The 12,533-nt window shown below is 38.3% G+C and carries 9 protein-coding genes; 6 read left to right on the top strand and 3 right to left on the bottom strand.

The window, feature by feature from the left end; all coding sequences use genetic code 11:
• The first annotated feature begins 362 nt into the window (after positions 1–362).
• Genes RMY64_RS16990 through RMY64_RS17005 form a run of 4 tightly spaced genes read left to right on the top strand, consistent with a single transcriptional unit; the run spans position 363 to position 5,143 of the window.
• Positions 363–1,394 (top strand): iron ABC transporter permease, encoded by a 1,032-nt coding sequence (locus tag RMY64_RS16990; protein WP_322700659.1) that lies wholly within the window; start codon positions 363–365, stop codon positions 1,392–1,394.
• Positions 1,391–2,431, top strand: coding sequence for an iron ABC transporter permease (locus tag RMY64_RS16995; protein ID WP_322700660.1), 1,041 nt, complete (start codon positions 1,391–1,393; stop codon positions 2,429–2,431). Before RMY64_RS16990 ends, RMY64_RS16995 begins: the two co-directional genes overlap by 4 nt.
• A gap of 18 nt (positions 2,432–2,449) precedes the next feature.
• On the top strand, positions 2,450–3,271 hold the full coding sequence (locus RMY64_RS17000) for an ABC transporter ATP-binding protein (protein WP_322671004.1): 822 nt from the start codon (positions 2,450–2,452) through the stop codon (positions 3,269–3,271).
• Between the two features lie 60 nt (positions 3,272–3,331).
• Positions 3,332–5,143, top strand: coding sequence for an ABC transporter ATP-binding protein (locus tag RMY64_RS17005; protein WP_322671005.1), 1,812 nt, complete (start codon positions 3,332–3,334; stop codon positions 5,141–5,143).
• A 47-nt stretch (positions 5,144–5,190) separates the two neighbouring features.
• Here RMY64_RS17005 and RMY64_RS17010 read toward each other — a convergent pair whose 3' ends face one another.
• The 3 genes from RMY64_RS17010 to RMY64_RS17020 all read right to left on the bottom strand — a co-directional run bounded on the left by RMY64_RS17010 (position 5,191) and on the right by RMY64_RS17020 (position 9,613).
• A complete protein-coding gene (locus RMY64_RS17010; RefSeq protein ID WP_322671006.1) occupies positions 5,191–5,568 on the bottom strand; it encodes a DUF1636 family protein in 378 nt (125 codons plus the stop codon).
• Positions 5,569–5,851: 283 nt separating this feature from the next.
• Entirely contained in the window at positions 5,852–6,682 is an 831-nt protein-coding gene (locus RMY64_RS17015) for an iron-siderophore ABC transporter substrate-binding protein (RefSeq protein ID WP_322700661.1), read from the bottom strand.
• Between the two features lie 144 nt (positions 6,683–6,826).
• Positions 6,827–9,613: a TonB-dependent receptor gene (locus RMY64_RS17020; RefSeq protein ID WP_322671008.1), complete on the bottom strand. Its 2,787-nt coding sequence runs from the start codon at positions 9,611–9,613 to the stop codon at positions 6,827–6,829.
• Between the two features lie 741 nt (positions 9,614–10,354).
• Between RMY64_RS17020 and RMY64_RS17025 the strand changes: the two genes are divergently transcribed.
• Both RMY64_RS17025 and RMY64_RS17030 read left to right on the top strand, forming a co-directional pair.
• Positions 10,355–11,347, top strand: coding sequence for a cupin-like domain-containing protein (locus RMY64_RS17025; protein WP_322671009.1), 993 nt, complete (start codon positions 10,355–10,357; stop codon positions 11,345–11,347).
• A 252-nt stretch (positions 11,348–11,599) separates the two neighbouring features.
• A complete protein-coding gene (locus RMY64_RS17030) occupies positions 11,600–12,499 on the top strand; it encodes a cupin-like domain-containing protein (protein WP_322671010.1) in 900 nt (299 codons plus the stop codon).
• The last annotated feature ends 34 nt before the right edge of the window (positions 12,500–12,533 follow it).

A 12,533-nucleotide genomic window follows, 5' to 3' on the forward strand; every position in this document is an offset into this window, starting at 1 on the left:
ATCGCCTACATTTGTGATGACCCGTAGCCAAAAATGGATAAAGTCGAGCTTAGAGCATGTTTGAAAAGTCATCCAACGTATGTTTGACTACTCTGGCTATCGAGAAGTTGAACTAGATAAAGAGAGTTATAGCAGATTTAAGTCGATCTAACAATACCACTTTATTGAGAAATAATATCAAATTATCATGGTATCCTTTATTCCGTTTAAAAAATGGCTAAAAGGCTACACAATCATGTAATCTATATATTTATCAAGAAAGATTATCAATTCGATGATTAAAATACTGTTAAATATTGATATTATCTATTGAAAAAACAACTAGCCAGCAGAGCGTCATATTTTCAAATTACGGCAGGATCATGATAAAAGCGACCACAGTGTCACCTAAACGATTGAAGCAGTCACAAATATCAGCCTTATTTGGTCTGGTTTTAGGGCTATGTATGCTGCTAATTTGCTTGGTGTACAGTGTGACGCTAGGTGCAGCAGAAATACCTTTAGACAAAATTTTGACATCTTTTATAGCCTCTGATGGTTCCTACGATCGCTTAGTTATTCAGACCGTGAGATTACCGCGATCGCTAATTGCTATTGTTGTAGGTTCAGCCCTTGCTGTATCGGGAGCATTGATGCAGGGTTTGACGCGAAACCCCTTAGCAGACCCAGGTATTTTAGGTATTGAGTCAGGAGCCGCACTCTTTGTCGTTGTGTCAACTTTTGTTTTTGGCAGTTCATCCCCAAGTATTTACGCTCTTGCAGCCTTTTTGGGTGCAGGATTAACGGCAGTGTTAGTTTACATCCTTGGTTCTCTGGGACGGGGAGGAGCCACCCCACTGAATTTGACGGTAGCGGGAGCGGCGTTAACTGCTCTAATTTCTTCCTTCACCACTGGTATCCTCATTGTCAGTCAACAAACACTCGAACAAGTGAGATTTTGGTTAGCAGGTTCATTATCTGGTCGAGATTTTAATTTATTCTTACAACTACTGCCTTTCGTCGGTATGGGATTAGTATTAGCTTTTACCCTCGGCAGACAAATTACCACTATGAGTTTAGGTGAAGATGTCGCTAAAGGCTTGGGCCAACAGACAGCTTTGATCAAAATATTTACCGCTATCAGCGTAGTTTTACTAGCAGGAAGTTCCGTTGCCCTTGCAGGGCCAATCGGCTTCATTGGTTTAGTCGTTCCCCATATAGTGAGATTTTACATTAAAGCCGATTATCGTTGGATATTACCTTATTGTGCAGTTTTGGGTGCTATTTTACTGTTGGTTGCAGATATTGCCGCCCGTATATTGTTTAAACCACAGGAGTTACCTGTAGGTGTAATGACAGCAATAGTTGGCGCTCCTTTTTTTGTCTACCTAGCTAAGTCAAAGGTGAAAAAATGAGTTTTGATTGGCTAGTCATTCGTTCCCAAGCGATATCTTTCCGCACCGACCGACGTGTACCAGTCATACTGTTATGTTTGGCAGTAGCAATTGTAGTGGCGATGGTGATGAATATAGGGCGGGGTGAATATCCAATCTCGCCTTTGGATATCGTGAAAACTATATTGGGTTTAGATACAGGAAACCCAGACCATCGATTCGTGATTCAGAATCTGCGTTTACCCCGCACCCTTGTAGCTTTTATGGTGGGAGTGGCGCTGGCAATTTCTGGCACGATCTTTCAAGGATTGACACGCAATCCATTGGCTGACCCAGGTATTATCGGCATCAATGCTGGGGCGAGCTTGGCGGCAGTTACAGTACTTGTACTATTCCCATCAGCACCGATTTATACCTTAACTCTATCAGCCTTTGCTGGTGCATTGCTGATGGCGATTTTAATTTACTCGCTGGCTTGGAATAACGGTAGTTCTCCGATTTTACTAATTTTAATGGGTGTTGGCTTGTCTGCGATCGCCAGTGCCATAACCAGCTTGATGATTACCTTTGGAGAAATTTCTGATGTTAGCAATGCTTTGGTTTGGTTAGCTGGAAGCGTCTACGGCCGGACTTGGGAGCAAGTCTTTTCTTTGTTACCTTGGTTGATTATTTTTGTGCCAATGGCTTTAACACTAGCAAGGCATTTGAACGCTCTTAACTTAGGAGATGATGTTGCCAAAAGTTTAGGTACTCAAGTGGAATGGCAACGTGGTTTACTCGTGCTGGTAGGTGTAGCCTTAGCAGGTGCAGGAGTCGCCACCGCCGGAAATATTGGTTTTATCGGTTTAATCGCACCCCATTTAGGACGACAGTTGGTAGGTGCAACCCATGAAGGCTTGATTCCTACTTCCGCACTCTTGGGGGGAGTGATTGTTGTGATGGCAGACTTGCTAGGAAGAACACTATTTGCACCTATCGAACTTCCTTGTGGGATTGTAACTGCTGCTATTGGCGCTCCTTATTTTCTTTATTTATTAATTCGTAATCGCAAAAAATAAAGCTGGTAAATATGACCTATGAAAGGACTCTCAACTAAAAGTCTGTCTTTAGCTTATGATGGGGCGCTGATTATCCGTGACCTAAATTTGGCAATCCCTGCCGGACAAATTAGTGCTTTAGTTGGTGCTAATGGTTGTGGGAAATCAACTTTGTTACGAGGTCTGGCAAGATTGCTTCAACCCCGTGGCGGTACAGTCTATCTTGATGGAACGTCTATTTTCAATCTTTCTACCAAAGAAGTAGCACAGCAATTAGGTATTTTGCCCCAAGCACCAGTAGCACCAGAAGGGTTAACAGTGCAAGATTTAGTAGCACAAGGACGTTACCCTTATCAAAATTGGTTACAGCAGTGGTCAACAAAAGATGAAAAAATCGTGCAGCAGGCACTAGAAATTACAGATTTGTTGGAATTGGCAGATAGAGCATTAGATACTTTGTCTGGTGGACAACGACAAAGAGCTTGGATTGCAATGGCGTTGGCGCAAGATACAGAGATTTTACTTTTAGATGAACCGACTACTTTTTTAGATTTGGCGCACCAGATAGAAATTTTGGATTTGTTGTATGAGTTGAACCAAAATCAGAGACGGACAATTGTTATGGTACTGCATGATTTAAATCAAGCGTGTCGTTATGCTGATTACTTAGTTGCAATCAAAGATGGTCGAATTTTTGCTGCTGGGGAACCAAAGCGAGTCATGACTCAAGAAATGGTTCAAGAGGTTTTTGGGTTGGAGTGTCGGATTATTCCTGACCCAGTGATGGAAACGCCAATGTGTGTACCAATAGGACGCAAGGGAAAAGTAATAAATAACAAACAAATGTACTTAAATTCCTGATTCTATTTTTATTAGAAATATCGCTCTCATGAATCATCTAACTACAAATAAGAAACTGTCGTGACAATCACATCAAAATCTCCTAGAGTATCTAAAAATCAAAGAAATTCAGCCCATCCTTTACAACGCCTGCTCAACTATGGCAGCCAATATCGACAACAAATTTGGCAGGCAACAGCATGTTCTATAATTAATACAATTTTAGATTTAGCACCACCGTGGTTAATTGGTATTGCGGTAGATATTCTCGTAGAGCAGCAAAATTCTGTATTTGCTAAGTTGGGTGTAAAAGAAATATTTTGGCAGTTTTCACTACTTTCATTTATAACTATCATTGTCTGGATACTAGAATCTACTTCTGAGTACGCATATAACAGAATTTGGCGTAATTTAGCCCAAAATATCCAGCATAATTTACGCTTGGATACCTACAATCATGTACAAGAATTAGATTCAGCTTACTTTGAAGAAAGCAGCACTGGCGGTTTGATGGCAATTTTGAATGATGATATCAACCAGTTAGAAGATTTTTTAAATTTTGGAGCCAATGAAATTATCAATATTATCGCTTCACTGATCATTTTAACTGGTGGTGCATTCTTCATTTTACCCCCATACATCACCTTCGCAGCAATGTTACCAATGCCATTTATTGTTTGGGGTTCCTTTAGTTATCAAAAGCGTCTGGAAGCTCGTTACGCTGAAGTCCGGGAAAGAGTAAGCTTTCTGAACTCACGACTAGCCAATAATATTAGCGGTATTACTACAATTAAAAGTTTCACTGCTGAACCTTATGAAAGCGCTAGATTGGCAGGAGATAGCGAAGCCTATAGAAAAAGTAACACCAAAGCAATTAAACTTTCTGCCGCATTTGTGCCCTTAATCAGAATGCTAGTTTTAGCAGGGTTCACAGCTTTATTATTTTGGGGAGGTATGGCAGCCTATGCTGGTCAAATATCTATCGGAAATTACAGCGTTTTACTGGTTTTAGTACAGCGATTATTATGGCCTTTAGTAACATTAGGAGAAATATTTGACAAATATCAAAGGTCAATGGCTTCTACTAATCGGGTGATGAATTTATTAGATGCTCCCATCAACATTACTGCGGGAGACAGATTCTTACCTGTGGATCGAGTTCGAGGTAAAATTGACTTTAAACAAGTTACTTTTGCTTATCACGATAGAGAAGCAGTAATTAAGAAATTATCTTTACATATCCCCGCAGGTAAAACTATTGCTATTGTTGGTTCTACAGGTTCTGGAAAAAGCACTTTAGTTAAATTATTGTTGCGATTGTATGATATTTCTTCTGGCACAATTACTATTGATGATATTAATATTCAAAAATTAAATTTACGTGATTTGCGTCGCAGTATTGGCTTGGTCAGTCAAGACGTATTCTTATTTCATGGTACTATTGCTGAAAATATCGCCTATGGTACTTTCGATGCTACTGATAAACAAATCATTGAAGCTGCGAAAATTGCCGAAGCTGATGATTTTATTATCAGCCTACCCCAAGGTTATGAGACAATAGTCGGAGAACGGGGTCAAAAATTATCTGGTGGACAACGCCAAAGAATTGCGATCGCTAGGGCTGTTTTGAAAAACCCGCCTATATTAGTTTTAGATGAAGCTACCTCAGCAGTGGATAATGAAACTGAAGCTGCCATTCAGCGTTCTTTGGAACGAATTACTGTTAATCGAACCACAATAGCCATAGCTCATCGTCTTTCCACTATCCGCAATGCTAATTGTATTTATGTGATGGAATATGGAGAATTAGTTGAATCGGGAACACACGAACAATTGTTAGAGAAAAATGGGATTTATGCTGGTTTATGGAACGTGCAATTGGGGGTAAAATAAAATATAGGATGTTCCTGAATTGTCAAATCAAACATACTTTATTAAAGCTATGATTTGACAGGCGGAATTTGCGCTATGCTTGCAGACTGCAAAAGATCGGGAAGTTGTTCCCAAGCTAAAACTCCTTTACGGCTCTTGATATACAGTTGTATAAATTCTAGTAAAGGTGCTGGGCTTTCTTCAGGGAGAAGATTAGCAAAAACATAGGTGGGCTTATCGTGGCTCGATACAGATACAACGCAGCCTTTATTGCAAGCCCATAAACATCCAACGGGCTGAATTTTAAGTTCATTAGCATGAAATTGTTGGGCGCATAAAGTGTTTAGTTGGTCAAGTAAAATATCACCATCGAAAGGGGCTTTTTCTGGTCGTTCTTCAGATGAGCGATGACAAGATTTGCAGACGAATAACGTGTGTTTAGTCATTTAATTTAAGGGGTGTTAACAAGGTATTTATAGAGGTCATCGATTACTGCATTGGCTGCAAGCAAATTTGACCGTGCCAATTTTAGATTTTAGATTTCGGATTTTAGATTGAGGTGGCTTTCAGCGCTTTCTATAATAGTTTTTGCTGGAGTTTTTTAAAAAGTTTTTGTTCATCATCTCCATAAAACCCTATAAATATAATATCACCGTCTATCTTCGATAGTTCTTATTCAGGAATAAAAATATATCCTTTATAGATGAATAGGGGATGTTTAGTCATCATTTAGAATGTATTGACAAGGTATTTATAAAGGTCATCAATTACTACATCAGTTCCAAGCATATTTGTCGCCGCCCATGACATAAAATCAACATAATAAACATGATTCTCTTGAACAGCCTTAAGGGTTTTCCAAAGTGGCTCTTGTTGTTTATCTTCAAGAAATTGATTGCCACCACTTGAATAAGTTGTCACAAATAAAATATCGCCATCTGCTTTATTTAATTCCTCTAATGAAATAGGAAACGATCCATAAACTGAATCCCTATTTTGTGAAGCTGGACGCTGCAAAAGAACATCGTTAAGAATTGAACCAGCAAAGGAATTTTTTGCATCAATATATATTTGATTGTGCCCAAGAGTTACGAATGATATTTTTTTACCTTGATAGCGACTTCCTAATGCTTGTTTTAGCTTTTTTATTCGCTGATAGTAGCGTTCCCAAAGTTCTTTCTCAACTTCTTGTTTTCCCAGTGATTGTGCAACAAAACTGAAATGTTTTTGCCAGTTGATGTAATCAATTTCGCCTAATACTGTAGGGGCAATTTTAGATAGTAAAGGATATATTGGCTTAAACCAATCTACACCAATAATTAAATCTGGTTTGAGTAGTAATGTTGCTTCTAAATTGGGTTGAGAAAGTCCAAGTAATTTTATTCCCTTTGGATCGCCATTCATAGATGTTAGAGAGTTTCCTTCTACGTAAACTTCGTTAGTTGTCCCGATAGGTTTAACCCCAAGTGCTAGGACATTGCCTAAAGTACATGAAGATAAGGTAACAACACGCTGGGGGTTAATAGGAACACAGGTTTCCCCCATCGTGTGTTTAACCATACGACATTCTGCGGTTGGTTGTTTAGGTAATGAGGATGTATTGTGAAGTGCGCGATCGCTGCAAGCTGTAACTAGAGTAAATCCTAAGATGCCCAATATTAGCCAATAGGAAAAATGTCGCATGATTGTCTTAAGTCTTAATTATTAAAGCTGCCACGAAATGGTTCCTTGGACTGTAAAAGGCTGTCCATAACCAACACGACTGCCAAAATACGTATTTTCAAAATACTCTACGTCAAATAAGTTTTTGAAATTGAGTCCGACTCTAAATCTATCTCTGTTGTAGAAAACAGCTGCATCAGTCCGAACATAACTCGGTACTTCATAAGTATTTGGCAAATCTCCAGCGCGATCGCCCACAAAAAATAAACCTAAACCAAATCCTAACCCTTGTAAATCACCTTTTTGAATTTCGTAGGTTGTCCATACGTTGAAAGCATGGTCTGCGGTATTGGGCAAACGACTTCCAACTGGAATAGTAGCATCCTCGGTAATACGGGCATCAGTATAAGCATAGCCTGCAAGAATATTCCATCCTGGCAAAATTTCGCCCGTCAGACTCAGTTCAATCCCTCGGCTGTTCTGCTCACCTGTTTGGATTTGAAAATCTTGATTATTCGGGTCAGTTACCAAGACATTGGTACGCGTCAAATCATAGAAAGCAAGCGTTGCCGAAAGTCGGTCGTTTAAATCTGCCTTTACACCAACCTCATACTGCCTACCCCGTTCTGGGTCAAAACCTGTCGCCAAACTAGCGCCAAAAAGATATGTGCCTCTTGCTGGAGTAAATGAACTGATATAGCTGGCATACAGTGAAATAGCTCTTATGGGTTGATAAACAATTCCAAACCGAGGATTCAAGGCGCTATCTGACTGGCTACTTTCTGTATTAGTAGGAAAATCTTCAGAGTATTGCTTAAAACCATCAAACCGCGCACCCAACAGCACCTTCAAATTTTCTGTTATGGCGATTTGATCTTGAAGATAAATTCCTAAAGAATCTGTTGTTGCTTTATTGCTAGTTTCAAAAGTAAACTCACCTCTTGGTTGACCGTAAATAGGGTTAAATATGTTGATGGATGCAGCATCAGCAAATGCATATCTTGGTGTTGCGTTTATATAATGATTCAGATCGACTCCAAATAGAAGCTGATGCCGAATTGAACCTGTGGAAAACTTACCTACAACATTTGTTGTCAGAATATAATTCGTGAAATATTGGTCAAATATTGAGAAAGAACGGCTAATAGTTTGGTTGTTTGCATCTAAACTTCCAGGTCTCGTTTGTGCGGCATAGTAACTGTTAAAACCATACCGAAAAGCATTGTTCAAAGACCAATTGTCGCTAAATTTATGTTCTAGCTGATATCCAATCCTTGTAGTCGATCCGTTTATTTCATCGGTCGGTTCAGTAAGGTTGCGATTACGGGGGATTTTACCGTAAGGGTTCGGAAATATAGTGCCAACAGTCGGTACACCAAATTCTGTGCCAGAATTTCTAGTCTCAATGTAGTCTGCGCTTAAAGTCAGCTTAGTTCTTTCGCCAATCGCCACATCGATCGTAGGTGATATATTGAAGTTTTCACTACTGTAGAAATCGATAAAACTGCCTGAATTTCTATAAGCTGTATTGAGCCGATACAATACGCTTTTTGAATCATTTAACGGCCCAGAAAGATCGATCGCACCTCTGTAGAAGCTATAGCTGCCAACGGTTGCATCAACAGCGTAAAAAGGCTCACTTAAAGGAGGTTTAGTGACGATGTTGATGCTTCCTCCCGGACTACCCAAGCCAAATAGTACGGATGCTGGCCCTCTGAGTACCTCGACTCGCTCAACATTGGCAAGTTCAACCGTATCTCCAACCCCAGGATCGGGTAAACCATTCCTAAGCAAATTATTATCCGCTAGAGCAAATCCGCGAAGTCTATAGAAAACACCTGGGCCACTGGTAAATTCTTGAGTTACACCCGCAACGTTTCTGAGTGCATCATCTAAGCGAGTAACCTGTTGGTCGCGCAACACTTGTTGTGGTACTATCTGAATCGATTGAGGAATGTCACGCAAGGGTGTATCGGTTCTTGTCGCAGTTGAAGAATCAGGTACGCGATACCCATCTTGCTCCCCTGTCACCACCAATTCAATCGGCTCATCTGGTTGCGCTGCTGGTTCCTCTTGCGGTGTCTCATTTACTGGTTGCTGTGGTGTTATCGGTGGCTGCGTCGCCGTTGCAGCAGTTGTTGTCACTCCAAAAATCAGACCTTCATCACCATCAAACAACTCAGCTTGTGGTAGTCCTGCCTCACCTACCACCATCACCCGGACAGTATTTGCATCCTGGTTGATGACTGTAATCTCAGTCACTCCCGTAAGTGGTTTTTCTGAACGAAATACGAAAGCTTCACCACTAGGCAAACGCAGTTGGGCGTTGGGAATATCAGCAATAAAGTTATTCCCCTGACTACGATTTGTAATTTGTAGTTTTTCCCCAAGAGATGTCTCTAGAATTAGCTCTACACCTTTGTCTGTGGGATTTACCTTGACTCCTGTGATTGGTATGACTTGTTGATCCCCATTTCTTTGTTCTGAGTTAGGGGGGTTAGTTGGTGTTGGTGACTGTACCAGCATTTGAGCGCTAGTAGCGGGAAGTTCGATTTCGCTTAGTTGGCGAATATTTTTACTTGTTTTATCCGACTTTGTTTTAAGGAGTTGGGATTTGTTGCTACTGGGAGTTAGTACTGGAGATTTGCTGTTCGCAAATTTTTTATCTGTAACTGCAACCTTTTCATCTAATGCAGATTTCCCTACCTTGTGGGTAGAAGATTTGCTTTGAACATTCTCTCGTACTTCCTCACCTTTAGCTGGAGTGTTAATCACAACAACAACCGCACCTGTTAACAGCAGGCTTTGAAAAAATTTATCTAACTTCATTGATCCGCTTACACTCAATCACACTACTTGGCCGGACTCGGAGACACAATGACAATCTTTGAAAAGAATTGTCATTTAGGTTTAAGCTAGTTGAATCATATTATGAACTGATGCTAGACACAAGATAATTAATAATCTTTTTTATTTAATTTGGATAGCAAGCAGTAATTATTCTTATAGCTATTTGTTTGCTTGACGCGTCATCAGAGATGGAATTAGTAGCTAAAACTACTTCCTCGATAAGTATTTCCAAAATGCCTAGATAACCTTATTGTTTATTTATTTGCCCAAATAGAACGAAATCCTGTGTTATTTAGCCCTATGCAAAACTTAGACATCTATTTTGAGATGGGGTTTGGAAAAGTATATTGCTCGTCATCTATAAACAAGGTTACATAAAAAAAGCTGATGTAGATGTAGCTTTTTGATAATTTTTATATATAAAAATTCTCTTGCTAAAGCAACTCATTCTCGTTAATCTAATCAAGGATAAATAAAAATTACTTGCAATAAAGAAAATATTTATCCAAAAAAATTCTATGGAATTTTTTTTGTACTTACGCAATATATTACTCAAACTCTGATTTCTCCGTGTCCTCTGCGGTAGCCTGCGCCTTCGCCTTTGGCGTTCTCGTAGAGGAGCAGCTTCTACGAGAACGTAGCGTGTGGTAGACAGAAGCTTTGCAAATGCGTCTACGTTATTCCGTAACTCGTGCGTAAGTCCTATCTTGAAAAAAATCTTTGATTGATGCTCTTGCACCAAAACAAGTTGCACATCGTGCTGAGTATGTTGGAGTTTTTATGCAAATTCAAGCTAATGAATCAATTTTAAAAATCAAAAGTCCTAGTACAAAGCAATTTTCAGAGTTATTGAAACAATATCATCCTTTTATAATTAAAGATGTTGCTCAATATTGGGATGCTTGTAATAATTGGACAAATGATTATCTGATAAAAAAGTGCGGAAATAATCTGGTTCCAGTACGGTTTTTTAAGAAAGATTTTTGGCAAGACTATAAAAACTTTGCTTATGAAGATGGGTACGAAACTCCAAAAGAAATGAAATTGGAGGAGTATATAAATAACCATATAGAAGATAGGGTTAGTAAAAATAATAATCTTCATAGTTTAGAATGTTATTTAAATCAGGCATATTTTGAAGAGCGCTTCCCTGAAATTATTGGAGATATAACTTATCCAGAATACTTCAACAGGAAGGCGTTTGTGATGTTATGGTTTGGTTTATCAAGTAAAAGTTTTTCCTCAAATAGTCCTCTTCACTTTGACTTATCACATAATATTTTTGCCCAAATTAGAGGTAGAAAAAGAGTACTCTTATTTCCACCTTCAAATTATTTGTCATTCTATCCACCTCTTGAGGCTCGTTCTGGGGCAGCATATGATAGTAAGGTCAATCCGGATCTATTAAATTTGGAATTATTTCCGAAGTTTCCCTGGCAAGAAAAAATAGAATTTGTACTTCAACCGGGAGAAATACTTTACCTACCACCTTTTTGGTGGCATCGAATGACCGCAGTAGATGATAATATCTCATTATCATTTTGGTACGATGTTAAAATCCAAGACTTTTTCTGGCAAAAGAATATGTTGTCAGTTTTTTTAAAGACTGCACCTTATTATTTATATCATTCAATTTCTGTTGGAAATCTCACTTTCAAAGATTTTATCATTTTTATAAGGCAATTTTTGATTGATACTATTGTGACCAAATAAGTTGCATATCGCGTTGAGTTGAAATCAAAATAAATAAAAATTTTCATAGTAGTTTATAAGCATTGGCTTTGCCTGGAAAAATTGTTTGATTAGGAGATAATCAAAAATATTAACTTGGAGTCAATAAAATGACATCAACCAAGAAACTGCTTTCATAATTTATAGATGAATAAAAACCTAATAGTCATTCTAGATGGCAATATCTATAAATAGTGCAAAAATTTTAGTTAAATTCAGGAGATTGAAGTTTCTATGCAAATTCAAGCGAGTGAATCAGTTTTAAAATTCAAAAGCCCTAGTACAAAAGAATTTTCAGAAATATGTAAACAATATCAACCTTTTATCATTGAAGATGTTGCTCAACATTGGGGCGCTTGTCAGAATTGGTCTAATGATTATCTGATAAAACATTGTGGAAATAACATGGTGCCAGTCCGGTTTTATAAGAAAAACTTTTGGGACGATCATAAAAATTTTTCTTATGAAGATGGTTACGAGCCTAAAAAAGAAATGAAATTTCAGGAGTATATCAAGAACCATATAGATCGTAAAAACAATAACGAGCAAGACTTAGAATGTTATTTATCTGAAGCAGGTTTTGAAGAGCGTTTTCCTGAAATTTTTCAAGATGTAACTTATCCAGAATACTTTGACAGGAAAGCATTTGTGACATTGTGGTATGGTTTCTCAAGTAAAAACTTTTCTTCAACTACTACACTTCACTTTGACCCACTACATAATATTTTTGCTCAAATTCGAGGAAGAAAAAGAATACTTTTATTTCCGCCTTCAAATTATTTGTCATTTTATCCACCTCTTGAGGCTAGTTCTGGCGCAGCATATAATAGTAAGGTAAATCCAGTTGTCTTTAATTCGGAGTTATTTCCGAACTTTCCTTGGGAAGAAAGAATAGAAGTTATACTTCAACCGGGAGAAATACTCTACATTCCGCCTTTTTGGTGGCATCATCTTTCCGCAGTAGATGATAATATCTCATTATCATTTTGGTACGATCTTAAAATACAAGATTTTTTATGGCAAAAGAATATGGTGTCAGTTTTTTTCAACATTGCACCTCATTATTTATCTCATATAATCTCTGGTGGAAATCTGAATAATTTTATGGATTTTTTTAAAAGTATGTTTGTTTGATGAATTTTCTGGTAACAAAGTAAGTTGCACATCG

Origin of the sequence: Nostoc sp. DedQUE08 (genome assembly GCF_034530895.1) — a bacterium.
Classification (GTDB): Bacteria; Cyanobacteriota; Cyanobacteriia; order Cyanobacteriales; family Nostocaceae; genus Nostoc.